The sequence below is a fragment of the Cedecea neteri NBRC 105707 = ATCC 33855 genome (assembly GCF_001571265.1).
Taxonomy (GTDB): domain Bacteria; phylum Pseudomonadota; class Gammaproteobacteria; order Enterobacterales; family Enterobacteriaceae; genus Cedecea; species Cedecea neteri.
In genome coordinates this window covers 23,598-48,957 of the sequence record NZ_BCTL01000026.1, presented here as the reverse complement: position 1 = coordinate 48,957, position 25,360 = coordinate 23,598, and the positions used below count along the sequence as shown (strand labels likewise).

General features: G+C 49.9%; 26 protein-coding genes. 12 read left to right on the top strand and 14 right to left on the bottom strand.

Annotated elements, in window-relative coordinates; genetic code table 11:
* Positions 1–162: 162 nt before the first annotated feature.
* From CNE01S_RS12150 to rfaQ, 5 genes are all read right to left on the bottom strand, one after another.
* Positions 163–1,179: a glycosyltransferase family 9 protein gene (locus tag CNE01S_RS12150; RefSeq protein ID WP_061276293.1), complete on the bottom strand. Its 1,017-nt coding sequence runs from the start codon at positions 1,177–1,179 to the stop codon at positions 163–165.
* A complete protein-coding gene (locus CNE01S_RS12145) occupies positions 1,176–2,558 on the bottom strand; it encodes an O-antigen ligase family protein (RefSeq protein ID WP_061276291.1) in 1,383 nt (460 codons plus the stop codon). Before CNE01S_RS12145 ends, CNE01S_RS12150 begins: the two co-directional genes overlap by 4 nt.
* Positions 2,559–2,647: 89 nt before the next feature.
* Complete coding sequence (gene rfaP / locus CNE01S_RS12140) at positions 2,648–3,445, bottom strand: lipopolysaccharide core heptose(I) kinase RfaP (protein WP_061276289.1); 798 nt, start codon at positions 3,443–3,445, stop codon at positions 2,648–2,650.
* Complete coding sequence (locus tag CNE01S_RS12135; RefSeq protein ID WP_061276287.1) at positions 3,438–4,562, bottom strand: glycosyltransferase family 4 protein; 1,125 nt, start codon at positions 4,560–4,562, stop codon at positions 3,438–3,440. Before CNE01S_RS12135 ends, rfaP begins: the two co-directional genes overlap by 8 nt.
* Positions 4,563–4,573: 11 nt before the next feature.
* Positions 4,574–5,590 (bottom strand): lipopolysaccharide core heptosyltransferase RfaQ, encoded by a 1,017-nt coding sequence (gene rfaQ, locus CNE01S_RS12130; protein WP_425430215.1) that lies wholly within the window; start codon positions 5,588–5,590, stop codon positions 4,574–4,576.
* 428 nt (positions 5,591–6,018) lie between these two features.
* Between rfaQ and waaA the strand changes: the two genes are divergently transcribed.
* Positions 6,019–7,296 carry a lipid IV(A) 3-deoxy-D-manno-octulosonic acid transferase gene (gene waaA / locus CNE01S_RS12125; RefSeq protein WP_061276285.1) on the top strand — a complete coding sequence of 426 codons (1,278 nt, stop codon included), beginning with the start codon at positions 6,019–6,021 and terminating at the stop codon, positions 7,294–7,296.
* A gap of 8 nt (positions 7,297–7,304) precedes the next feature.
* A complete protein-coding gene (gene coaD / locus CNE01S_RS12120) occupies positions 7,305–7,784 on the top strand; it encodes a pantetheine-phosphate adenylyltransferase (protein ID WP_061276283.1) in 480 nt (159 codons plus the stop codon).
* Here coaD and mutM read toward each other — a convergent pair whose 3' ends face one another.
* The 4 genes from mutM to radC all read right to left on the bottom strand — a co-directional run bounded on the left by mutM (position 7,785) and on the right by radC (position 9,979).
* A complete protein-coding gene (gene mutM, locus CNE01S_RS12115) occupies positions 7,785–8,594 on the bottom strand; it encodes a bifunctional DNA-formamidopyrimidine glycosylase/DNA-(apurinic or apyrimidinic site) lyase (RefSeq protein WP_061276281.1) in 810 nt (269 codons plus the stop codon). It lies immediately after the preceding gene.
* 68 nt (positions 8,595–8,662) lie between these two features.
* Entirely contained in the window at positions 8,663–8,830 is a 168-nt protein-coding gene (gene rpmG, locus CNE01S_RS12110; protein ID WP_002436700.1) for a 50S ribosomal protein L33, read from the bottom strand.
* A 20-nt stretch (positions 8,831–8,850) separates the two neighbouring features.
* Complete coding sequence (gene rpmB / locus CNE01S_RS12105; RefSeq protein ID WP_008457442.1) at positions 8,851–9,087, bottom strand: 50S ribosomal protein L28; 237 nt, start codon at positions 9,085–9,087, stop codon at positions 8,851–8,853.
* 214 nt (positions 9,088–9,301) lie between these two features.
* A complete protein-coding gene (gene radC, locus CNE01S_RS12100; RefSeq protein WP_061276382.1) occupies positions 9,302–9,979 on the bottom strand; it encodes a RadC family protein in 678 nt (225 codons plus the stop codon).
* 165 nt (positions 9,980–10,144) lie between these two features.
* Between radC and coaBC the strand changes: the two genes are divergently transcribed.
* From coaBC to slmA, 3 genes are all read left to right on the top strand, one after another.
* On the top strand, positions 10,145–11,356 hold the full coding sequence (gene coaBC, locus CNE01S_RS12095; RefSeq protein WP_096754216.1) for a bifunctional phosphopantothenoylcysteine decarboxylase/phosphopantothenate--cysteine ligase CoaBC: 1,212 nt from the start codon (positions 10,145–10,147) through the stop codon (positions 11,354–11,356).
* Positions 11,334–11,792, top strand: coding sequence for a dUTP diphosphatase (dut, locus tag CNE01S_RS12090; protein WP_034808728.1), 459 nt, complete (start codon positions 11,334–11,336; stop codon positions 11,790–11,792). The genes coaBC and dut overlap by 23 nt, the downstream gene beginning before the upstream one ends.
* A 120-nt stretch (positions 11,793–11,912) precedes the next feature.
* Positions 11,913–12,509, top strand: a complete 597-nt coding sequence (gene slmA / locus CNE01S_RS12085; RefSeq protein ID WP_039289144.1) for a nucleoid occlusion factor SlmA — start codon at positions 11,913–11,915, stop codon at positions 12,507–12,509.
* Between the two features lie 34 nt (positions 12,510–12,543).
* Here slmA and pyrE read toward each other — a convergent pair whose 3' ends face one another.
* Positions 12,544–13,185, bottom strand: a complete 642-nt coding sequence (pyrE, locus tag CNE01S_RS12080; protein ID WP_061276277.1) for an orotate phosphoribosyltransferase — start codon at positions 13,183–13,185, stop codon at positions 12,544–12,546.
* Positions 13,186–13,249: 64 nt separating this feature from the next.
* A complete protein-coding gene (gene rph, locus CNE01S_RS12075) occupies positions 13,250–13,966 on the bottom strand; it encodes a ribonuclease PH (protein ID WP_008457427.1) in 717 nt (238 codons plus the stop codon).
* 125 nt (positions 13,967–14,091) lie between these two features.
* Between rph and CNE01S_RS12070 the strand changes: the two genes are divergently transcribed.
* Complete coding sequence (locus CNE01S_RS12070) at positions 14,092–14,955, top strand: YicC/YloC family endoribonuclease (protein WP_061276275.1); 864 nt, start codon at positions 14,092–14,094, stop codon at positions 14,953–14,955.
* 36 nt (positions 14,956–14,991) lie between these two features.
* Here the strand turns inward: CNE01S_RS12070 and CNE01S_RS12065 are convergent, their stop codons facing one another.
* Entirely contained in the window at positions 14,992–15,381 is a 390-nt protein-coding gene (locus tag CNE01S_RS12065) for a hypothetical protein (protein WP_061276273.1), read from the bottom strand.
* Positions 15,382–15,567: 186 nt separating this feature from the next.
* Here CNE01S_RS12065 and CNE01S_RS12060 point away from each other — a divergent pair, with 186 nt between their 5' ends.
* Positions 15,568–16,185: a trimeric intracellular cation channel family protein gene (locus CNE01S_RS12060; RefSeq protein ID WP_061276271.1), complete on the top strand. Its 618-nt coding sequence runs from the start codon at positions 15,568–15,570 to the stop codon at positions 16,183–16,185.
* On the opposite strand, the gene ligB is transcribed toward CNE01S_RS12060, so the two are convergent.
* Positions 16,179–17,870, bottom strand: a complete 1,692-nt coding sequence (ligB, locus tag CNE01S_RS12055) for an NAD-dependent DNA ligase LigB (protein ID WP_061276380.1) — start codon at positions 17,868–17,870, stop codon at positions 16,179–16,181. The two genes, CNE01S_RS12060 and ligB, sit on opposite strands and share 7 nt — an antisense overlap.
* 256 nt (positions 17,871–18,126) lie before the next feature.
* On the opposite strand from ligB, the gene gmk reads away from it, so the two are divergent.
* The 5 genes from gmk to recG are packed head-to-tail and all read left to right on the top strand — an operon-like array spanning position 18,127 to position 23,998.
* Positions 18,127–18,750, top strand: a complete 624-nt coding sequence (gene gmk / locus CNE01S_RS12050) for a guanylate kinase (RefSeq protein ID WP_039299088.1) — start codon at positions 18,127–18,129, stop codon at positions 18,748–18,750.
* Between the two features lie 54 nt (positions 18,751–18,804).
* Positions 18,805–19,080, top strand: coding sequence for a DNA-directed RNA polymerase subunit omega (gene rpoZ / locus CNE01S_RS12045; protein WP_008457417.1), 276 nt, complete (start codon positions 18,805–18,807; stop codon positions 19,078–19,080).
* A gap of 18 nt (positions 19,081–19,098) precedes the next feature.
* Positions 19,099–21,219 (top strand): bifunctional GTP diphosphokinase/guanosine-3',5'-bis pyrophosphate 3'-pyrophosphohydrolase, encoded by a 2,121-nt coding sequence (gene spoT, locus CNE01S_RS12040; RefSeq protein ID WP_061276269.1) that lies wholly within the window; start codon positions 19,099–19,101, stop codon positions 21,217–21,219.
* A 4-nt stretch (positions 21,220–21,223) separates the two neighbouring features.
* Positions 21,224–21,913 carry a tRNA (guanosine(18)-2'-O)-methyltransferase TrmH gene (gene trmH / locus CNE01S_RS25595; RefSeq protein WP_061276267.1) on the top strand — a complete coding sequence of 230 codons (690 nt, stop codon included), beginning with the start codon at positions 21,224–21,226 and terminating at the stop codon, positions 21,911–21,913.
* Positions 21,914–21,916: 3 nt separating this feature from the next.
* Complete coding sequence (gene recG / locus CNE01S_RS12030; protein ID WP_061276265.1) at positions 21,917–23,998, top strand: ATP-dependent DNA helicase RecG; 2,082 nt, start codon at positions 21,917–21,919, stop codon at positions 23,996–23,998.
* Here the strand turns inward: recG and gltS are convergent.
* Complete coding sequence (gene gltS / locus CNE01S_RS12025) at positions 23,995–25,197, bottom strand: sodium/glutamate symporter (protein WP_061276263.1); 1,203 nt, start codon at positions 25,195–25,197, stop codon at positions 23,995–23,997. The two genes, recG and gltS, sit on opposite strands and share 4 nt — an antisense overlap.
* Between the last annotated feature and the right edge of the window lie 163 nt (positions 25,198–25,360).

Below are 25,360 nucleotides of genomic sequence, written 5' to 3'. Positions count from 1 at the left end.
GTCGACTTGAATACAGATCCTTTTGACGAGTGTAGATAATTAGAAAAAAATTAACCAGCCATAGCTGGATCCTTTTCCTAAATGCTCTAATCATTAAGCAATACCCATTTAAATTATTCTAAAACAGATTGAGATATCATTGCCTTATCAGGCTTGATTTTATTAATCTTTCACGCGTTCACGTAATGCAACGAAGCGGTTCATCACATCATCAACACTGATATTTCTGACATCGTAATCCCTGCCCTGCAACATTTCGAACGGTACGCCCCATGGCGTCCAAAGCCATTCGGCCCTATTACCAAACAACGCAACGATAGGTTTCTGCACACCAGCAGCAATATGTAATGCACCACCATCGCTCGTGACAATCTGGTCGCATAACGCCATTCCGGCCATTAACTCACGCACATTCTTTGTTTTTACCGCAATAATTGGAAGATCTGCACATTGCTCAAGAATAAATTCAGCTTTTTCATCATCACCAGGATGCTGTTGATTATCAGATTTTCCTGGTGACCAAAACAGAAGAATATGGCAAGACTCTCTTTCTGCTAATCGACGAGCAAATTCAACAAAAAGCTCTTTTGGCCACTGCTGCTCGATTCTACGAGAGCTAATTTGTAAGCCATATACCGGTAGATTATCTTCAGGAAAGTTTATTTTTGACTTGATCGCATTAACTTCTTCTTCCGTAACATACAGCTCTAATGGACCCGGTGCCGATGTACAACCAAGAGGAGTCCCCAGCCTGGCCAATAAGTTAACTAAGTGCAGCTTCTCTTCCGTTTCGGGAATTGCATCAGTGATGCTATCTGGACAGTTGTTACCTATCGCGATAACTCTTTTCGCCCCGGATAACTTAGCCCACAATAATGGACGTTTATCCCAACGCTCTTTCGCAACGATCGCAACATCATATTTCTCACGGCGCAAGCTAATAATAGTCTTCAGTCTCTGGAAGAGAACATTTATTTTTGACGTCCCCTCCGTACGATGATGAAGTTTACTGTACAAAAAAACCTTTCCTACATTGGGATTATGCTCAAGAATAGATTTATTATAGGTATTAACCAATAAACCCACTTTACAATTCAGTTCTTTTGCAAGCGTAGAAATAAGTGGTGTTGTTAATATCAAATCACCGATATTATCTCTACGAATAATTAACACTTTCATTTTTCATCCCGAGACATTTTTGGAGTAAAAATCAAACCAAGCATCAGTCCAGTCAGAGCCAAATTTTGCTCAAGGAAATGATCTCGCATCATATTATCCACACTAGAGCGGAATAAGAAGCTCACCGTAAATAATGACAAATACAGACCAATAACATTCGATTCACGTGAAAACTTTCTCCATCCAATCAGTATCATAGAAAAAACAAATGCTAACCAGATAATTAACCCGAGAACACCATTCTGAAGCGTAACATCGATTAACCCATAATGACTATTGGATTGTTGAATAATTGGGTCATTAAATTCTTTTTGTAAGAGCACTAAGAAGGCATCTTTACGCGGGCCGCTACCAAATGGATTTTCTGTAATTAACTCAATTCCCTGATGGAAAAAAGATGCTCGACAGCTATTCGAATCGTCCATGATTCGCCCATTTTTATCCTGCATCGCTGGACCATCAAAACCATTATAACAGCGGCTATGCATATCGATGTTCCAACCCGCCACCATATCCATACTCAGGGTTTTCCAACGACTGTCCTGATGCCAGGAAGTGTAACCTATAGCGCCGACGGTGATAGTTATTAATACAAATGCTGAAAGCAGCTTTGGCAGGTTTTTTTTACTCAATTCCTTTAACGCAATAAAAAAGCAAATAGAAATTGTACTACCAATCATCCCAACAGTTCCCCAGCGGGTTTTAATGATGACTGAACAGATAAAACACAAAATAATAGCAGTGGTAATTAACCATGTTTTAAATATTAGAAACTGACGATGCAGGAATACTCTACAAGCTATCTCGGCCAGTAGTAAACCCGTTACAAGATTGATCTGAAAGCTCATTTCAGTACGGCTAGGAACACTCCATGTCTCGCCCCACAAAAGCTCACCAGTTTTAAGATAAAAATATAAGAATTGTAGCAACTGAATAAAGACTATAATCAAAGAAGAAAGTATAACGTACGAAAACAGCTTGTTTTTGTTAAAGCCTTTAAAGTGATAACTACAAATCGGATATAAATACAGCCCAACAAAGAACAATAATCCAGCCCGTAAATATTGCCCTTGCCAGCTTCTGACCATTTCTAAGAGATTGGGGGCAACAAAAAAACCGTTGACTAATGTAAATACCAGAAAGGCAACAAGCAAATAGATACCATATCTGCCGCCCTGATCTAATTCATATTGAATGTATTTTTTCTTACTGTATAGAAATAGAGTGAGAATTACACTGAGGTAAATTATAAAGTTCCTGTTTGCGGGCAGGATGTTACTTTGAACAGGCCAAATAAAACACAGAATCAAGAATGATAAAAGCAATAAACATACAGTATATTTATTCTTATAACGCTGTACATTAGCACTTGAAAACATATAAACCCTATAAATTTAAAATTTAACTTGTGATGTAGAATCTAACTTCATCATTTAAGCTGTAGATTCTGCATCATCAAAAACTGACACTACAAAGATTTACGCACAGTTCGCTCAGCAATATATTTAGCTTTTTCAGATGCCTGACGAATGAAAGAATGCTCTCTTTTTAAGATTTCTCTCAAATTACTATTGAAATAAACCTTTAAGAATCTATATACATCGCGGTCAGTTATCTTAATTTTTGATGATGAAAAATAAAGCCCAATTAAATCTTTATTGCGCCAACGCAAGGGCACTTTTTTTCTTATTTGTGCCCGATGTAAATCTATGACAGATATTTTCAAACTCTCTGCATTAACGCCAAGGGGTAAATGTAACAGGAAATGGCAAAGGTAACAGTCCCGGTGATTAACTCCGCCTAAATGCATCTTGCGAACCATCTCAGCAACACGCTGTATTAGTAGGATTTTAATACTTAGACTGGGAGGGTTGTCACGCCAACTATCACAATAATCTTCCAGACTCACTGTCGGCGTTAGTGCTTCCGTAATAATAAATGATGTTTTTTTAACAGGATTCCATCCCCTCTCTCCATAGGCAACACCCTGCATAGTATCGACGCCTAACTCAGCCAGGCGATGTATTGCCTTCCATTCTCTATCAGCACCAAGAACAGGTAGACGAAAAGACAGTAAATTCTTAAAGACCTCATGATAAGTCGTACCAGAGTGCCATTTAAGAAAATATTCTTTTTCCCCACAGACAAAACGCAGCGTACGGCGGGTTTCTAATTCACGAAAAACTTCACCCTGAAGCTTTTTCACCTCAACAAATGGGTTTTTTCCCTGCCACAGCGTGGCAAACGGCTCTTTTAATTCAACCATCAATTTTACCTGTGATTATATCCGCTACATGTTCTGGTAAGCTAAAAAGATCTTGAGTATCAGTATAATGTCTGGCATTCCTTCTCCATTCTTCCCGAAGAGAGGCGTCAGACAATGCTTCATACATTGCCTGATTCAGGACATCCTGCTGGAAGGGCTCACCGCACACAACGCCGCATTGGGCTGAAGCAATATAATGTGCATAGCCACAACACTCGGTCACCAATACAGGCAAACCAGCGGCAATCGCTTCTACCAATACAATCCCTGCCGCTTCTTGTTTAGCCGGATGAATTAATATATCTGCTGCCGTCATTAAACTGGCAACATCATCCCGGCCAGCGAAGAAATGTACATTATCTTTTACCCCTAACTTTTCGGCTAAGGCGGCAAATGTGCGGGGTTCATCCTGGCCAACAACAAATAACCTGGTTCGCTTACGTATTTCTTCAGGTAATGCTGCAAGAGCTACTATAGATCGGTCGACTCCTTTTCTTGAGAAATCAGAGCCGACCTGGAGCGCCAGAAAACAATCATCGGTTATGCCATTTTTTTCGCGATAAATATTTCTGCTATTATGCTCCTGATTACTGTATTTTCGGTCCGGATAAACACCCGGCGGGAGATGCTGAAAACGTTCTGGCTCGGTATTATAAAAGCGTTTAAAATCACTTATTTGATTACCGGTAAGCATAAGCAGCTTTGTTTTCCCGCCCCGATGGAATACAGCATCCTCAAACTTAGAGTAATGTTTATATCGCCCGGTTAAACGATAAAAGAAACCTTTTTCTTTTGCGACTTTTGCAACATAACAGATATCTGCAGCATAATAATAATCCAGCCCTGGCATTTTATTGAAACCAAGAACACAATCTACAGGATGCTGGGATAAATGCGCTAATACCCATGCTGAGTACTGCTTATCACGCTTATGATTTGAATATGCTGAGACAGGGACATCAACATACTCAAAATCAGGTGAACGCTCTCCTTGCCATGAGCGAGTATAGACTCTAACGTGATGCCCACGATTCGCAATAGTCGAGGCGATTCGCATAAAATCACGCTGCAATCCACCATAAGGGAAATATTTATAAAGACAAATTGCAATAATCATAATGAATTTCCCTATGCGCGGAGAACGTCGCCATTTAAAACCTGATTCACAGCTTTAATGACATCTTCCGCTGGAATAACCGAGAGATATTTTTTACTACGATCGAGGTTGTCTCTTGAAGGCATGGCCTGATAGTTTCCAGCCCAAAGCAAAATCATATTATTAGTCCAGGGGCGCCATGCAATATGATCTGTCGCCCCGAACAAGCATATAATAGGCGTATGCACGGCAGCCGCAATGTGCATAGGCGCAGAATCGACACCGACAAATAAAGCCGCGTGTTGAATTAGAGCAGCCAATTCAGGAAATGTTGTTTTACCAGCCAATGCTGTCACTGGCGCTATTCTACATTCAGTAGCGATCTCATGGATACAATCCAAGTCTTCCTTACCTGGTCCTGAAGTCAGAACAACTGAGTACCCACAATCATGAATATAGTCAATTAGCTTACTAAACTTAATGTTATCCCAACATTTAAAAATCTGTCTTGCCGTAGGCTGAATCACAATGTACTGCTGCGTGACATCAAGCTTATTCAGTTGCTCCTGGATATTATCCCAGTCAGCTTCTTTATAATGCATTGAAAGCTCAGTAACATAGTCTTTGATTCCCAAAGGGGCAAGTACAGACAAATTTCGCTCAACAACATGATCGCCAACAATAGGAACGAGATGAGTAAAGCTATTTACCCAGAAAGCCTTTTGACGATGAGGAAAGTCGTGAGAAAGTTTTATACCAGCAGAGAGGAAACGAACTAATAAAGCTATCACCCATTGATCGGTTAAATTTATCACTAAATCATATTTATTTTTGCGTAATGTTTTTAACAAGTGATAAAAATTATCTACTTTATTTCTGGTTGATTGTTTTTTATTGCTAATACCCAGCAGCGTATTTATTTCTGAATTTTCTGACAAAATTGGTTTTGTATCATCATACAGTAACACATCAATTTTTGCGTCGGGGTAGTTACGTTTTACAGTACTGATTACTGGCGTTGTCAGCAACATGTCCCCATGAAATCGCATTTTAATGATCAAGATATTTTTGAATAGCTTTTCCACAAGAGGCTCTTTTGGTATGAGGTTCCGGAATTGTTTAAACAAAAAAAGCACGCTACCGCCCCAGGCTCTACAGCTACCTGTTCACTGACAACGTGTCCATTTTCGTGCGTAGTGTATCACTTATCTCTACCCATGCCGAAGGATACAGACAACAGCATAAATCAATGATAAATAATATAATTAAATCAATCCTCTCTTATTCAACCAAACTATCACCCCACTTTTGACTTTCGCACTATTCACCCGTTCAAAAATTTAGGTGCAATACATAGCTGACATACCGTCGGCTGGAGGCATCCATCCGGTTTTAGCCCAAATCCCGCAAAAGTAATGGCAAAGCTCAGGTTAAATACATAGAATCCCCAGCACATTCATAATGCCAGCCGTGTCCTATGCTCCAATTGCTTTACACCATACTGCTTTACCTCATACAGCCACTCATTTGGCTGCGATTGTGGGTGCGCGGTCGTAAAGCCCCGGCATACCGCAAACGCATTGGCGAGCGCTACGGCTTCTATAAAAAGCCGCTCAAGCCCGGCGGCATCATGCTGCATTCGGTCTCAGTGGGGGAAACGCTGGCCGCAATCCCTCTGGTTCGCGCTCTTCGCCACCGCTATCCAGAGTTACCGATTACCGTAACGACAATGACACCAACTGGCTCAGAAAGGGTCATGTCCGCTTTCGGAGAAGACGTCCAGCACGTCTATCTGCCTTACGATTTGCCGTGTGCGCTAAATCGTTTCCTGGATAAAGTCGATCCAAAGCTAGTGCTTATTATGGAGACCGAACTTTGGCCGAACCTGATCGCCGCGCTACACAAACGCTATATTCCGCTAGTGATTGCCAATGCCAGACTTTCCGCACGCTCGGCGAAAGGCTACGCAAAACTTGGTGACTTTGTCCGAACGCTACTGCAGCGCATTACGCTGATCGCCGCACAGAATGAAGAAGACGGTGAACGCTTCATCTCGCTAGGTGCAAAACGAAGCCAATTGACGGTTACCGGCAGCCTTAAATTTGATATTTCTGTGACACCTCAACTGGCCGCTCGTGCCGTCACGCTTCGCCGCCAGTGGGCACCGCACCGCCCTGTCTGGATAGCCACCAGCACGCATGAAGGCGAAGAAAGCATTATCGTTCAGGCTCATCAGTCGCTTTTACAGCAGTTTCCTAATTTATTGCTGATTCTGGTTCCGCGCCACCCGGAACGCTTCCCTGACGCCATTAACCTTGTCAGAAATGCAGGATTGAGCTTCATCACTCGCTCTTCTGGGGAAGTTCCGTCCTCCAGTACGCAGGTCGTCATTGGCGATACAATGGGTGAGCTGATGCTGCTATATGGGATTGCTGATTTGGCCTTTGTTGGTGGTTCGTTAGTTGAACGAGGTGGCCATAATCCGCTCGAACCAGCCGCACACGCTATTCCAGTGTTAATGGGCCCACATACCTTCAATTTCAAAGATATCTGTGCACGTCTGTCGCAGGCCGATGGCCTAATCACCGTGACCGACGAGCAGTCATTAGTAAAAGAGATTGCGTCTTTGCTCACAGATGAGGATTATCGTAACTTCTACGGGCGCCATGCTGTGGAAGTGCTTTACCAGAACCAGGGTGCATTACAGCGCCTGTTGCAGCTACTGGAACCTTATCTCCCCCCTAAAACACACTAAGGTCAGATATGCAAAAGCGGGCAATCTATCCGGGGACGTTCGATCCTATCACCAACGGTCATATTGATATCGTTACCCGTGCAGCCAGTATGTTTGATCAGGTGATCCTTGCCATTGCGGCAAGCCCCAGCAAGAACGCCTTATTCACCCTCGATGAACGCGTCGCGCTTGCACAGCAGGCGGTTGCACATTTACCCAACGTTCAGGTTCTGGGCTTCAGCGATTTAATGGCTAGCTTTGCACGCAAGCAACAGGCAAACGTGCTAGTTCGTGGGTTACGTACCGCAGCAGATTTTGAATATGAAATGCAGCTGGCGCACATGAATCGCCATCTCATGCCAGAACTGGAAAGCGTATTCCTGATGCCATCCAAAGAATGGTCGTTTGTTTCCTCTTCTCTGGTCAAAGAAGTGGCACGCCATCACGGAGATGTCGCTCACTTCCTGCCAGAACATGTCTGTAAAGCGCTTCTCGAAAGGCTTAAATAGCTATCGCTGACAGCGACGACAATAGTAAGTGCTACGCTGAGCGTGCTTAGCGGCGACAATCGGCGTACCGCATACCCGACAAGGCTCTCCTTCTCGCCCATAGACCTGCAGCTCCTGAGCAAAATAGCCCGGTTTGCCATCAGACTGGAGGAAGTCTTTTAAAGTCGTTCCACCTTGCTCTATTGAGCGTTGTAATACTGCTTTGATTGCTGCGACCAGGGTTTCAGACTCTTTTTGGGATAGCGACTGCGCGCTGCGGTCAGGATGGATCCCCGCCGCGAACAAAGATTCGCTGGCATAGATATTCCCTACCCCAACAACCAATTTGTTATCCATCAGCCAGGGCTTAATAGCCGTTTTCTTTTTGGCCGATTTTTCGCGAAGGTATTCTGCACTGAATGCCTCACTCAACGGTTCTGGCCCAAGGTGAGACAGTACATTGCTACCTTCAAGCTCTTTAACCCACAGCCAGGCCCCAAAACGGCGGGGATCGGTGTAGCGCAGGACTTTGCCGTTGCTCATGATCAGATCAACATGATCGTGTTTTTCCGCGGGAAGCTCCTCCGCGAGGATCCTCAGGCTGCCGGACATTCCCAGATGAATGATTATCCAGCCGTCCGGGAGCTCCAGCAGCAAATACTTCGCGCGACGCTGCACGCTCAACACCGGCTTATCGCTCAGAGCATGTATTTCTTCAGAAACCGGCCAGCGTAGCCGGGCATTACGTACAACGGCATGCAAGATGGTTTCACCCACCAGATGCGGCTCGATACCGCGTCGACTGGTTTCTACCTCTGGTAATTCAGGCATCTCTCCTCCGGAAAGCAGACATAAAAAAACCCGGCCTGAGCCGGGTTTCTTCAACAAAGTTACCAGAATTATTTAATTTTGGCTTCTTTGTATACAACGTGCTGACGGACAACTGGATCGAACTTTTTCAGTTCCAGTTTTTCCGGCTTAGTACGTTTGTTCTTCGTGGTGGTATAGAAGTGACCAGTACCAGCAGAAGAAACCAGCTTGATTTTCTCACGAATACCTTTAGCCATGATTTATTTCCTCTAAGTACTTAGTACTTTTCGCCACGGGCACGCAGTTCGGACAGAACTGTATCGATGCCTTTCTTATCGATTACACGCATACCTTTAGCAGATACGCGCAGGGTGACAAAACGCTTCTCGCTCTCAACCCAAAAACGGTGAGAGTGCAGGTTCGGCAGGAAACGGCGTTTAGTCGCGTTCAGTGCGTGGGAACGGTTATTACCGGTCGCCGGACGCTTGCCAGTAACTTGGCAGACTCGGGACATGTCTATTCTCCAAAAATCAAATTAGCTCGAGCTTCGTATAGGGTTAGGCGCCTCGTCAGGCTGCAAGCCTGGTCCCTGGCGGTTCAATGTGAACCACAGTGCCAGGCGCATAATGCCAAACCCGAGATTCTCAAAGGTGGCGTAGTATACGCTGTGTGAGGCATGTGCTCAAGTCCCGAACAGACAAAGATCCCTATGGATCGCGCCTGACGGCTTAAATCCACCCTCGTTCAGCGAAAGAAACGTATTCTCCGTGACCAATAACCAGATGATCAAGCACTCGAATTTCCATAAACAGACAAACTTTTACGATACGTTCCGTAATAGCCCGGTCTGCTTTACTGGGTTCGGCCTTACCTGACGGGTGGTTGTGCGCCAGTATAATGGCACCGGCGTTGCATTTCATCGCTTCGCGGACAATTTCTCTCGGGTGAACCTCAACGTGGCTTAGCGTTCCGGCGAACAAACGCTCACATTTAATAACCTGATGCTGATTATTCAAAAACAGCACCATAAAGATTTCACGCTGTTCAGTCGTCAACTGACTCTGAACATACTCCCGCACTTTCCCAGGCGTAAGCAAAGAGAGTTCTTTAACGCCCTGAGAAGAATAATAACGCCTCGCCAGCTCGGCAATTGCGTTTAGTTGAGTGTATTTTGCTTCGCCAATCCCCTTCACGTTCTTGAAGTGGGAATAATCTGCCGACAACAAGCGGTGCAGGGAACCAAACTCACGCAACAGCATATTGGCAAAAACAAGAACGTGCATTCCCTGGTGGCCCGTGCGCAGAAAGAGCGCCAGCAACTCAGTGTCCGTGAGAGAACCGACGCCGAATTGCAGCAGTTTTTCCCTGGGTAAATGCGCTTTTTCAATCTCAAGATCCCTGTTCATCATACCTCTTCCTCTCTCATCACTCCCATCATGCGGACTTTTTTCTTATCCGGCGACCCGCAGGTTTTGGTCTTGCGTAACGCCTCGCAAACTGCAAAAAGGCGCATGTCAGGGATTGTGATAAAATGGCCATTCGACTGTGACTTCCAACGGATAAAAATCATGATGGGACTTTCCGGCAAGAAAATTGTTCTTGGTGTCAGCGGCGGTATTGCTGCCTATAAAACACCTGAGCTGGTTCGTCGTCTGCGCGATCGCGGAGCGGATGTACGAGTGGTAATGACCGAGGCGGCGAAGGCCTTCATCACGCCACTAAGTTTGCAAGCAGTGTCCGGTTATCCGGTGTCCGACAGTTTGCTAGATCCCGCGGCAGAAGCCGCAATGGGCCACATCGAACTCGGCAAATGGGCAGATTTAGTGATACTCGCACCTGCGACAGCAGACCTGATTGCGCGCGTAGCAGTAGGAATGGCAAACGACCTTGTCAGCACTATTTGCCTGGCAACAGCTGCCCCGGTTGCCGTTGTTCCGGCAATGAACCAACAAATGTTCCGTGCGGCAGCCACCCAACATAATTTGGACGTGCTAAGCTCTCGTGGCCTCCTGATTTGGGGTCCGGATAGCGGAAGCCAGGCCTGTGGGGATATCGGGCCAGGCCGCATGTTGGATCCGCTAACGCTCGTTGATATGGCCGTTGAACATTTCTCCGTAGTCAAAGATCTGCAACATCTGAACGTCATGATTACCGCCGGCCCCACTCGCGAACGCCTTGATCCCGTCAGATACATTACGAACGACAGCTCTGGAAAGATGGGGTTTGCTATAGCCGCCGCCGCCGCCGCACGCGGGGCCAACGTCACCCTGATTTCCGGCCCGGTAAATCTGCCTACTCCAGCATGGGTCAACCGCATTGACGTCACTACGGCGCTGGAAATGAATGAGGTGGTCCAAAACCGCGTCGACGGGCAGCATATATTCATTGGCTGCGCCGCCGTTGCCGACTACCGCGCTGCGGTTGTTGCTGACGAGAAGATTAAAAAGCAAGGCGATGAAATTACGCTGAAAATGGTTAAGAACCCGGATGTGGTCGCCGGGGTCGCGGCACTTTCCGAAGGGCGGCCCTATGTAGTAGGGTTTGCCGCCGAAACAAATAATGTGGAAGAATACGCCCGGAAAAAGCGTGCCGCTAAAAACCTGGATCTGATCTGCGCCAATGACGTATCTCAGAATAATCAAGGGTTTAATAGTGACAGCAACGCATTGCACCTTTTCTGGCAGGAGGGAGACAAAGTCTTACCGCTTGAGCGTAAAGCACTCCTTGGCCACCTTTTACTGGACGAGATCATTACCCGCTATGATGAAAAAAATCGACGTTAAAATTCTCGACCCGCGTGTTGGTCAGCAGTTCCCACTGCCAACCTATGCCACCTCCGGCTCTGCCGGTCTTGACCTGCGTGCTTGCCTGGATGACGCCGTAGAACTTGCACCTGGTGCAACAACGCTGCTGCCAACCGGCCTGGCTATTCACATTGCGGACGCCTCCCTGGCCGCGGTTATCCTGCCTCGCTCCGGTCTGGGCCACAAACACGGCGTTGTGCTGGGTAACCTGGTGGGGCTGATTGACTCCGATTATCAAGGCCAGCTGATGGTTTCTGTCTGGAACCGCGGCCAGGACAGCTTCACCATTCAGCCGGGCGAACGCATTGCGCAGATGGTCTTTGTACCTGTTGTACAGGCCGAATTTAACCTGGTCGAAGATTTTGACGCCAGCGACCGTGGCGAAGGCGGTTTTGGCCATTCAGGCCGCCAGTAATACCGTTTTATCAACGTAACCCTACCGCGCAGATAACGTTAAAACAGACCGCGAACCAGGCGTTTGCGGGCGCGGTTCGGTGCTTACCTGACAAGGTATTTTTCAGGGGTATTTTAGAACATGGCAGAAAAACAGACCGCGAAAAGGAATCGTCGCGAGGAAATACTTCAGTCTCTGGCCCAAATGCTCGAATCCAGCGACGGCAGCCAACGCATTACGACCGCTAAACTGGCAGCAACCGTTGGCGTGTCCGAAGCCGCACTTTATCGGCATTTTCCCAGCAAAATGAAAATGTTCGATAGCCTGATTGAGTTTATCGAAGATAGCCTGATTACTCGTATCAACCTGATTCTGAAAGATGAAAAAGACACGCTGGCCCGCCTGCGGTTGATCGTACTTTTGGTGTTGGGTTTTGGTGAACGGAACCCTGGTCTGACGCGCATTCTTACCGGCCACGCGCTGATGTTTGAACAGGATCGCCTGCAGGATCGTATCAACCAGCTTTTTGAACGCATTGAGGTTCAGCTGCGCCAGGTTATGCGCGAAAAGAAAATGCGCGAAGGCGAAGGGTTTAGCACCGATGAGGCTTTGCTGGCGAGTCAGTTGCTGGCTTTCTGTGAAGGCATGCTGTCACGATTTGTGAGAAGTGATTTCCGCTATCTGCCCACGGATGATTTTGATACCCGCTGGCCGCTGATTGCCGCTCAGCTTTACTAATAAAAGGGCCGAAAGGCCCTTTTTGCTAGCAGATTTATACGCCAAACTCTTCGCGATATTTACGCACTGCAGCCAGCTTGTCCGCCATTTCAGGCTTCTCTTCCAGGTAAGAAATCAGGTCTTTAAGTGTGATGATCGAGATGACTTTGCACTGATAATCGCGCTCAACTTCCTGAATGGCAGAGATTTCGGCGCGGCCACGTTCCTGACGGTCGAGAGAAATGAGTACCCCTGCCAGGCTTGCACCGTTAGCAGCAATGATCTCCATTGACTCACGAATAGCGGTCCCGGCCGTGATCACGTCATCCACCAACATAACGCGACCCTGTAGCGCACTGCCCACCAGGTTACCGCCCTCACCGTGGTCTTTCGCTTCTTTACGGTTAAAGCAGTAAGGCACATCGCGCTCGTGATGCTCCGCCAGCGCAACCGCCGTCGTGGTAGCAATAGGAATGCCTTTGTAGGCCGGGCCGAAGAGCAGATCGAAGTCGATACCGGAATCCATCAGTGCGGCTGCATAGAAACGCCCTAATAACGCCAGATCGCGCCCGGTATTAAACAGCCCGGCGTTGAAGAAATAGGGGCTCGTACGCCCGGATTTCAGCGTGAATTCGCCAAACTTGAGTACCTGTTTGTTAAGCGCAAACTCAATAAACTGGCGCTTATACGGTTTCATGGATTCACTCCTTAGCATTGTGATACGGACATAAAAAAAGCGACTTCTCAGTCGCTTTTAAAAATTAATTTTCTAACGCCGCCTTCTGCGACGCGATGATGGAATCAATTCCCCCTCGAGCCAGCGCCAGTAGCGCCAGTAGCTCTTCGTGGGAGAACGGCTCGCCTTCCGCGGTGCCCTGCACCTCAATCATGCGCCCGTCTTCCATCATGACAACATTCATATCGGTTTCGGCTGCCGAGTCTTCGACATATTCCAGATCGCAGAGAGCTTCACCGTTGACGATGCCAACAGAAACCGCAGCCACCATGCCTTTCATTGGGTTAGTTTTCAGCTTGCCGGAGGCAACCAGGCCATTAAGCGCATCGGCCAGAGCCACGCAGGCACCAGTGATAGAAGCGGTGCGGGTACCGCCGTCGGCCTGCAGAACGTCACAGTCAAGCGTAATGGTAAATTCACCCAGCGCTTTTAAATCCACAGCTGCACGCAGAGAGCGAGCGATAAGACGTTGAATCTCAAGAGTACGGCCACCCTGTTTGCCTTTTGCCGCTTCACGGGCATTACGGCTGTGGGTTGCACGCGGCAACATACCGTATTCCGCGGTGATCCAGCCCTGGCCCTGGCCTTTCAGGAAGCGAGGCACGCCTTCTTCAAGGGTCGCGGTGCACAGTACTTTGGTATCACCGAACTCGACAAGCACGGAACCTTCAGCGTGTTTAGTGTAATGACGGGTCAAGGTAACTGGGCGCACTTGTTCGGCGCTACGACCTGATGGACGCATGGGCTTATCTCCGGCTAAAACGAATGTGGCTGCGCATTATACGGACTTCAGGCGCTTATTCCTATCCTGCAAGACCCCTGATGGCTATAATCCCCCCATACATTAGCTGAAAACGGGTACGTACTATGATCCGCAGTATGACCGCCTACGCCCGGCGTGAAGTAAAAGGTGAATGGGGCTCCGCCTCCTGGGAATTACGCTCGGTAAACCAGCGCTATCTCGAAACGTATATCCGCATGCCGGAACAGTTCCGCAGTCTTGAGCCCGTCGCTCGCGAACGTATTCGCAACCGCCTCACACGCGGCAAAATTGAATGCAACCTGCGCTTTGAACCCGATGCCCGCGCACAAGGATCGCTGATTCTTAATGAAAATCTGGCTAAGCAGCTGGTTGAGGCCGCTAACTGGGTCAAAATGCAAAGCGATGAAGGCGAAATCAACCCGGTTGATATTCTTCGTTGGCCAGGCGTAATGGCAGCTCAGGAGCAAGATCTTGATGCCATTACCGCTGAAATTCTTTCCGCTCTTGATGGCGCGCTGGATGATTTTATTGTTGCCCGCGAAACCGAAGGTCAGGCGCTGAAAGCACTGATTGAACAACGCCTGGAAGGCGTTAGCGCAGAGGTGGTTAAAGTCCGCGCTCAAATGCCAGAAGTTGTGAAATGGCAGCGGGAGCGTCTGGTCAACAAGCTGGAAGAGGCCGAAGTACAGCTTGAGAACAACCGACTTGAGCAAGAACTGGTGCTGATGGCACAGCGTATTGACGTCGCTGAAGAGCTGGACCGCCTGGAAGCCCACGTCAAAGAGACCTACAACATCCTGAAAAAGAAAGAAGCCGTTGGCCGCCGCCTCGACTTTATGATGCAGGAGTTTAACCGCGAGTCGAACACGCTGGCCTCTAAGTCTATCAATGCAGACATCACAAGTTCGGCTATCGAGCTGAAAGTCTTGATCGAGCAGATGCGCGAGCAGATTCAGAACATCGAGTAATGCCATATAAGCCTGCGTTCAGCAGGCTTTTTCTTTTTACGTATACGCTAAAAGCTGCTCCGCCGTAATGAGCCCCATCTTTTCTAGCTGAATAGCCACCGCACGCGCAGAACGACCAAACTCACCACCTAAGGCTTCAATCGCCTCACTTTGCCCAAAACGTTCCGCCAGGATTGCTTTCTCTTCTTCAGTCCAGGGGAAGTAAGACTTTGCCGGGCGCCCCTCAGCAAGGTTACGCTGCTGTTTTTCCTCCGGCGTCGGCTTTGTTTTTTTCTGCTTTTCCGGAGTAGCCGACAGCTCCTCTGCCAGGGCAAACAGCATTCTTATCGCTTCCGGCCTATTGGCTGTTGATTCGGCACCAAACCCTTCTCCAGTTTCTGGATTGACGCCATTTGCTAGCGCTTTTAACATCTCCGATATCTTCATTGCCTCTCCTTGAATGATTTTACTAATCCATTAACAATCATAAAAACCAACCATTACCCGCAAACAAAGAACAATTTTCTTATTTTGGATAAATAAAACTAATCCTTTTTCATTCAACTTAGAAAATCTCAATCGTGATATGGCGCACAAAACGTTACCCTCTGCCGGTATTCTGAGGGGGTAAACATGCTGCTACACATCCTTTATCTGATAGGTATCACGGCGGAAGCGATGACCGGGGCATTGGCCGCTGGCCGTCGCCGCATGGATACTTTTGGCGTCATTATTATCGCCACGGCCACGGCACTAGGCGGTGGTTCAGTTCGCGATATTCTGCTGGGTCACTATCCCCTCGGCTGGGTGAAACACCCTGAGTACGTAGTGATTGTTGCCATCGCGGCAGTACTCACCACTATCATGGCCCCGGTGATGCCACACCTTCGCAAACTCTTCCTGGTACTTGATGCGCTGGGGCTGGTTGTCTTTTCTATCATCGGTGCGCAGGTTGCTCTGGATATGGGCGAAGGCCCAATCATTGCGACCATTGCCGCCGTTGTCACCGGCGTCTTTGGGGGTGTATTGAGGGATATGTTCTGCAAACGTATTCCCCTGGTGTTCCAGAAAGAACTGTATGCCGGTATCGCTTTTGCCTCAGCCGTGCTTTATATCGCGCTGCAGCACTACGTCAGCAGCCATGACGTAGTGGTGATTGCCACCTTACTGTTTGGATTTACCGCTCGGTTGCTTGCGCTCCGTCTGCGCCTTGGCCTGCCCGTATTTCATTACAAGCACGCCGATCACTGATGACCAAAACCCGGGATGCTTTGTTGGCCGAGGAAAGTGGCCAACCCAACCACCTGTGGGTGCTTCATAAAATCGACTAACTGCCTTGCTCGCTTAGCCCCCACCCCGGGTAAAGCCTGCCATCGGGATTGATCCCAGCCACCAAGCTGCTGCCAGTGTTTGTTTTTAAGAGAGTCATGCGCACTTCTCGGCAGCGGCATCCCTAACGCCAATACCCAGCGAATAAACGGCTGTTTTCGGGACAGAGAAAATTGATGCCATAGCAACTCGGATTTTTTCACTGAAACTCCCGGCAAATCAGACAGCGTCATCTTGTTCAGTTCCAACCATGAGAAAATGTGCTGAAAGCGTGTCGTCATGTGCAAATGCCGCCAGGTACTTTGACTAACACCGGCCAAATCCAGAACGGGCTTTTGGCTCATCCACGTCAGACGGGCAATAAATTGCTCTGCACATTCAGATGAAGCATAAAGGCAAGTCACCGGTGTAAAAGCCACCCTTTCCGGTATGGCCGTGTCTCGCTGGCTGACGCGCCAGACGACTTCGTCCATCCGAGGTATTCCCTGACCCGCGAGGCTAATTTTTACTTTATCACCGGCCACAACATCCCATTCTTGCCAGCGTTTTAGCGAACCGATATTCACGCGCCGAACGCGTTTATCGTCGAGCTGGACCTCTTCCAGTTCAAGCACAACTGACACCTTACCCGTTCGCCCCACGGTAAATTCAACGTTACGTACCACGGCGACTTGCTCAGCGGGAGGATATTTCCACGCAATCGCCCATTCCCCGTGCCCCGGTTGCCAGAATTTAGCCTCGGGTTCACGTTCCTGACGAATCACAATGCCATCCGTGACAAAAGGAAGCGGTTGATGAAACCAGCCCTCGCGTAAGCGAGCAATCTCATCAATATCTGCTACTGGTTTGGACCATTCAGACGTTAATAAAAAGCCTGCGTCACGCAATATACGACCTTTTTCAGCAAGGCTTTCGGGGCCATCAGGCCAGGCCCAGATAAAAATGCCCAGCGCGTTTCGATCGCTAACCGCCCCAGTTCGCAGCATTTCTCCGGCAACTTTAGACCTCGCATTGACTCCGCCAGCCTTGCTTTGAATATGGCCGTCTCGTTTCAGGAAAAGCTCTCCCTGCAATACGCTGTTCGCAAGTGGCCCAGAAACCTGAGGAGGAATTGCAGCAATACCGGCAGCCTTATGCGTCCAGTCCTCTCCCTTTATGCCATCGCCGCGGCTGAGCATTTTCACCAACCGCCCGTGCTGATAGACCAATGTGATAGCCACCCCATCTACTTTGGGCTGTGCCCATAAGTTTTGTCGGCCTGCAGTCCATAACTCGACGGCACGTTTATCCGGTAACTTTTTTAGCCCTGTATGCGCAACAGGGTGAGACGAGTTTCCTGCCCAGCCCATCCTTGCAGATTCAGCCTCTTTTCCCTGTTTAATGCAGCGCCGCCAGGCGGACAGTGTCTCTTTTAAGTCATCGTAAACGGCATCACTCACCAAACTCTTTCCCTGCTGGTAATAGGCGTCATCCCAAATAACTAGCTGATGTGCGAGCCTTTCTATCTCCTTCTGCGTTCTGACATCAGTCCACGCCGGACACGATGCCGACACGGTGGACATGGTGCTAAGTAAAGCAACGATAAATGCTAATACTGTCCCTTTCATGCTGCCCCCATTGTTATTCTCAGGGGAGATATAACCAGGTCCGGCATCAATCACGAGCATGAAAGATCTCGCATACGAGGTGCCTCCCTAAAAACTAACTTCGTTGCATCACGAGTGGCAAAAAAGCGGAAAACATCGCGTAAAGCACGAGAAAAAACGAGTCAGACAATGACAAAACCTACGTACTAAGGCAGCGGTGTGTATAATATGCCGGTAGACGCTCTTCCTTTTATGCATACCGATTAAGTTAGAACTCATGGCTCAAGGCACGCTTTATATTGTTTCCGCTCCAAGTGGCGCGGGTAAATCCAGCCTCATCCAGGCTTTGTTAAAGACACAACCGCTGTATGACACCCAGGTTTCCATCTCTCATACCACCCGTGGTGTGCGCCCTGGAGAAAATCATGGGGAACATTACTTCTTTGTCAGCAAAGACGAATTCCAGCAGATGATTGCTGAAGACGCTTTCCTCGAGCATGCAGAAGTATTTGGTAACTACTACGGTACGTCGCGCCAGGCGATCGAAAATGTACTGGCAACCGGCGTGGATGTATTTTTGGATATCGACTGGCAGGGTGCAGAGCAGATTCGTCAGAAAATGCCGCAATCCCGCAGCATCTTTATTCTGCCGCCGTCAAAAGACGAACTGGACCGCCGCCTGCGTGGTCGTGGTCAGGATAGCGAAGAGGTGATTGCAAAACGCATGGCGCAAGCCGTTGCGGAAATGAGTCACTATGCAGAGTATGATTACCTTATCGTTAATGATGACTTCGATACCGCCCTGTCTGATTTAAAGATAATCATTCGTGCCGAGCGTCTACGAATGGGTCGCCAAAAGATGCGACATGACGCTTTAATCAGCAAACTATTGGCAGACTGACACCAGTTTCAGTATCATGCCCAGTCATTTCTTCACCTGTGGAGCATTTTAATTATGGCACGCGTAACCGTTCAGGACGCTGTAGAGAAAATTGGTAACCGTTTTGACCTGGTACTTGTGGCCGCGCGTCGCGCTCGTCAGATGCAGGTTGGCGGTAAAGATCCGCTGGTACCGGAAGAAAACGATAAAACGACCGTTATCGCACTGCGTGAAATCGAAGAAGGGTTGATCACCAACCAGATTCTCGATGTTCGTGAGCGCCAGGAACAGCAAGAGCAGGAAGCCGCAGAACTGCAGGCCGTAACTGCTATTGCTGAAGGTCGTCGTTAATTAGCCTGCGGGTAGCCCTTGTATCTGTTTGAAAGCCTGAATCAGCTGATTCAAAGTTATCTGCCAGAGGAGCAAATTAAGCGCCTCCGGCAGGCATACCTTGTCGCACGTGATGCTCACGAGGGACAAACTCGTTCAAGCGGTGAACCCTACATCACCCATCCCGTCGCCGTTGCCTGTATCCTGGCCGAGATGAAACTCGACCATGAAACGCTCATGGCAGCGCTTCTGCATGACGTGATTGAAGACACCCCGGCCACCTACCAGGATATGGAACAACTGTTTGGCAAAAGCGTTGCCGAACTGGTGGAAGGGGTTTCTAAGCTAGACAAACTGAAGTTCCGCGATAAGAAAGAGGCTCAGGCCGAAAACTTCCGCAAAATGATCATGGCGATGGTGCAGGATATCCGCGTCATTTTGATCAAGCTTGCTGACCGCACGCACAATATGCGCACGCTTGGGTCATTGCGCCCGGATAAACGTCGCCGTATTGCCCGTGAAACCCTCGAAATTTATAGCCCGCTCGCTCACCGCCTCGGTATTCATCATCTGAAAACCGAACTGGAAGAGCTTGGCTTTGAAGCGCTTTATCCGAACCGCTACCGCGTCATTAAAGAAGTGGTAAAAGCGGCGCGAGGTAACCGCAAAGAGATGATCCAAAAAATCCTCTCTGAAATCGACGGGCGTCTTCAGGAGGCAGGCATTGCCTGTCGTGTAAGCGGCCGCGAAAAGCACCTTTATTCCATTTACTGCAAGATGACGCTAAAAGAGCAGCGTTTCCATTCAATCATGGACATCTACGCATTCCGCGTCATTGTCCACGACATGGATACCTGCTACCGCGTCCTCGGGCAGATGCACAGCCTCTACAAACCTCGTCCAGGCCGAGTGAAAGACTACATCGCCATTCCGAAAGCGAACGGCTATCAGTCTCTGCACACCTCAATGATTGGGCCGCACGGCGTCCCGGTTGAAGTGCAGATCCGTACGGAAGATATGGATCAGATGGCGGAAATGGGGGTTGCTGCTCACTGGGCTTATAAAGAGCAAGGCGAAAGCAGCACAACGGCACAAATCCGCGCTCAGCGCTGGATGCAGAGCTTGTTAGAGCTGCAGCAAAGCGCCGGTAGTTCGTTTGAATTTATCGAGAGCGTAAAATCCGATCTGTTCCCGGATGAGATTTACGTTTTCACCCCGGAAGGCCGCATTGTAGAGTTGCCCGCTGGCGCGACGCCGGTGGACTTTGCCTACGCCGTGCATACCGATATCGGCCACGCCTGCGTGGGTGCCCGTGTCGACCGCCAGCCGTACCCGCTTTCACAGTCTTTGACCAGCGGGCAAACTATCGAAATCATCACCGCACCGGGGGCGCGTCCAAACGCCGCATGGCTTAATTTTGTTGTCAGCTCCAAAGCGCGCGCCAAAATCCGCCAAATGCTGAAGAACCTGAAGCGTGATGATTCCGTCAGTTTAGGGCGTCGCCTGCTCAACCATGCTCTTGGTGGCAGCCGTAAACTGGCTGAAATTCCGGCCGAAAGTCTCCAGCGTGAACTGGACCGCATGAAGCTCGCGTCGCTTGATGACCTGCTGGCTGAAATTGGTCTCGGCAATGCAATGAGCGTCGTCGTGGCGAAAAATCTGCAAGGGGAATCACCGGTTGCCACTCAGTCAGGCACGGTACCTGCAGCAAACCACAGCAACTTGCCAATCAAAGGTGCAGACGGTGTTCTGATTACCTTCGCCAAATGCTGCCGCCCAATTCCGGGAGATCCTATCGTCGCCCATGTCAGCCCAGGCAAAGGGCTGGTTATCCACCATGAGTCCTGTCGAAATATTCGTGGCTACCAGAAAGAGCCTGAGAAATTTATGGCCGTGGAGTGGGATAAAGAGACCGAGCAGGAGTTCATCACCGAGATCAAGGTGGACATGTTTAACCACCAGGGCGCGCTGGCGAACCTCACCGCAGCAATCAATACCGCTGGCTCTAATATTCAAAGCCTGAATACCGAAGAGAAAGACGGCCGCGTGTACAGCGCCTTTATTCGTCTGACCGCCCGGGATCGCGTCCATCTGGCGAACATCATGCGCAAAATTCGCGTGATGCCGGATGTGATTAAAGTTACCCGCAACAGAAACTAGTGTTATGAATCCTCAACGTTATGCGCGTATTTGCGAGATGCTCGCCAGACGCCAGCCGGACCTGACCGTGTGTATGGAGCAGGTGCACAAGCCCCATAACGTCTCCGCCATCATCCGTACCGCCGATGCCGTAGGCGTGCATGAAGTGCACGCCGTTTGGCCAGGCAACCGGATGCGTACCATGGCGTCTTCCGCTGCAGGAAGCAATTCTTGGGTTGAAGTCAAAACACACAAGACAATCGGCGAAGCCGTTACTCAGCTAAAAAGCAGCGGTATGCAGATTCTGGCTACTCATCTTTCCGATAAAGCCGTCGATTTCCGTGAGATAGACTATACGCGCCCAACCTGCATTCTGATGGGGCAGGAAAAAACCGGCATTACCGAAGAGGCGCTAGCGCTTGCTGACCAGGACATTATCATTCCTATGATCGGTATGGTGCAGTCCCTGAACGTGTCCGTCGCCTCGGCGCTGATTCTTTACGAAGCCCAGCGCCAGCGCCAAAATGCAGGCATGTATCAGCGTGAAAACAGTACGTTACCGGAATCAGAGCAGCAGAGATTGCTGTTTGAAGGCGGTTACCCTGTGCTGGCGAACGTCTCCCGCCGTAAAGGCTTACCGTACCCACATGTGAATCAGCAGGGTGAGATAGAAGCTGATGCTGCATGGTGGGCAACGATGCAGTCTGCGAAGTAAGCCATGAAAGGCCGCCTGCTGGATGCCATACCGTTAAGCACGCTTGCCGGAGTGGGCGCCAGCCAGAGCGGCAAGCTGGCCAAAATCGGCCTGCACACGATTCAGGATTTACTGCTGCACCTGCCACTTCGCTACGAAGACCGTACCCATCTTTACCCCATTAACGATCTCCAGCCGGGCCTTTACGCCACGGTGGAAGGTGAAGTGCTGAACTGCAATATCACCTTCGGCGGTCGCCGGATGATGACCTGCCAGATTAGCGACGGCACCGGCATTCTTACCCTACGTTTCTTCAATTTCAACGCCGCAATGAAGAACAGCCTTTCCGCCGGCAAGCGTGTGCTCGCCTACGGTGAAGCCAAACGTGGCAAATACGGCGCCGAGATGTTCCACCCTGAATACCGCATTCAGGGCGATCTCAGCACGCCTGATCTACAAGAAACGCTCACGCCGGTTTACCCAACCACCGAGGGCATCCGTCAGGCCACCTTGCGTAAGTTGACCGATCAGGCGCTTGAGCTGCTGGATACCTGCGCGATTACCGAGCTTCTTCCCGCAGAACTCAGCCAGGGGATGATGAGCCTGCCGGAAGCGTTGCGCACCCTGCACCGACCGCCGCCGGACATGAAACTTGCCGACCTGGAAACCGGCAAACATCCTGCGCAGCAGCGGCTTATTCTCGAAGAACTGCTTGCCCATAACCTGAGCATGCTGGCACTACGCGCCGGGGCACAGCGTTACCATGCGCTGCCGCTGGTCAATCACGACGAGCTAAAAAACCAACTGCTTGCTGCCCTGCCCTTTAAACCTACCGGGGCACAGGCGCGAGTCGTGGCAGAAATAGAACGCGATATGGCGCTGGACGTCCCCATGATGCGCCTGGTACAGGGCGATGTGGGTTCCGGAAAAACGCTGGTTGCCGCACTTGCCGCGCTGAGAGCTATTGCTCACGGGAAGCAGGTTGGCCTGATGGCGCCTACCGAGCTGCTGGCGGAACAGCACGCCAATAACTTCCGTCTGTGGTTTGAACCATTAGGCATCGAAGTGGGCTGGCTGGCCGGGAAGCAGAAAGGGAAAGCCAGAATTGCGCAACAGGAAGCGATTGCCAGCGGTCAGGTTTCAATGGTGGTCGGCACTCACGCTATTTTCCAGGAACAGGTACAGTTTGCCGGGCTGGCGCTGGTTATCATTGATGAACAGCACCGCTTTGGCGTGCACCAACGCCTGGCGCTGTGGGAAAAAGGCCAGATTCAGGGCTTCCACCCTCATCAGTTGATCATGACCGCGACCCCTATTCCGCGCACGCTGGCGATGACCGCCTATTCCGACCTGGACACGTCCGTCATCGATGAACTACCTCCTGGGCGAACGCCGGTCACTACCGTGGCAATAGCGGACACCCGACGCAGCGAGATAATCGAGCGAGTACGCAACGCCTGCCGCGACGAAAAACGCCAGGCTTACTGGGTTTGTACGCTGATTGAAGAGTCTGAATTGCTGGAAGCTCAGGCGGCAGAAGTCACCTGGGAGGAGCTAAAAACCGCCCTGCCGGAGCTGAATGTTGGCCTGGTGCACGGGCGTATGAAGCCGCAGGAAAAACAGGCGGTGATGCAGGCCTTTAAGCAAGGTGAACTGCATCTTCTGGTCGCCACAACGGTGATTGAAGTCGGTGTGGATGTGCCCAACGCCAGCCTGATGATTATCGAAAACCCCGAGCGTTTAGGGTTGGCGCAACTCCACCAGCTGCGCGGCCGCGTAGGCCGTGGCGCGGTAGCCTCTCATTGCGTACTGCTGTACAAATCCCCGCTCTCCAAAACGGCGCAGCTTCGCCTGCAGGTGCTGAGAGACAGCAACGATGGCTTTGTGATTGCGCAAAAAGACCTGGAGATTCGAGGGCCTGGCGAGCTGCTTGGCACTCGCCAGACGGGTAACGCAGAATTCAAAGTAGCCGACCTGCTGCGGGACCAGGGGATGATCCCGCAGGTTCAGCGCCTGGCGCGCCATATCCACGAACGCTATCCTGAACAGGCTAAGGCGCTGATTGAACGCTGGATGCCGGAAACCGAACGCTACTCCAACGCTTAAGCAAACAGCGGCAGCATCAGGAACAGCTTGATCACCACCGCATTCACGATGTCGATAAAGAACGCCCCCACCATCGGTACCACCAGGAAAGCCATATGTGATGGGCCGAACCGCTCGGTAATTGCCTGCATGTTAGCGATAGCCGTTGGCGTAGCGCCCATACCAAATCCACAGTGACCAGCGGCCAGCACCGCCGCATCGTAGTTTTTGCCCATCAAACGCCAGGTGACAAAAATGGCATATAGCGCCATAAACAGCGTTTGAACGGCCAGAATAGCCAGCATCGGCAATGCCAGAGAGGCCAGCTCCCAGAGTTTAAGGCTCATTAACGCCATCGCCAGGAACAGCGACAGACAAACGTTGCCCAGCACGGAAACTGCCCGTTCGAAGACGCGGTAAAAGCCCACGGCCGCAAGCAAATTGCTGAGGATCACGCCAATAAACAGCACGCAGACAAAGGTCGGTAGCTCAAACAGCGTGCCCTGCAATAATCCAGCAACGACGCGCCCTACCGTCAGGCAGATAGCAATCAGGGCGATGGTTTCAATCAGCACCAGGGACGTAATTACCCGCCCCACGTCAGGCTTTTCAAACGCGCCGGGAATTTCATTATCATCGGGGGCACCATTCGGCGTAGAAGAATGTTTCACCAGATAGCGAGCAACCGGACCACCAATTAAACCGCCCAGCACAAGGCCAAAGGTCGCACAGGCCATAGCAACCTCGGTGGCGTTCTGGAAGCCATAGCGCTCGGTAAAGAGCTTGCCCCAGGCCGCACCGGTACCGTGCCCGCCGGATAAGGTTATCGAGCCTGCCAGCAGCCCCATCAGCGGATCGAGCCCCAGCATGCTGGCCATACCGATGCCAATCGCGTTCTGCATCACTAGCAGCCCAACAACGATAAACAGGAAGATCCCCACCACTTTCCCGCCCTTGCGCAAACTGGCGATATTGGCATTCAGGCCGATCGTGGCAAAAAAGGCGAGCATCAAAGGATCTTTGAGGCTCATATCAAACTCAATTTCCCAGCCCATGCTTTTTTTCAGGATCAGCAGCGCAACGGCGACCAGCAGCCCACCAGCGACGGGTTCAGGAATGGTGTACTTCTTGAGAAAAGGGACGGAGTGGACCATTTTGCGCCCCAGAAGCAGGACTAACGTGGCGGCCACCAGGGTAGAAAGGGTATCAAGATGAAACATTGCAGTGCTCCTTTTATTGCGCATCCATCAATCGCGCGCTTAATTATCTTTCGCTGTTTTTCCGTCGTTCAGGAAACCAGCAGGCACATTTTAACCAAAAAATGCGCATCAGTTATAACTAATGGCTGATTTATGACATTTCACTCTTATCTTCATTTATTGG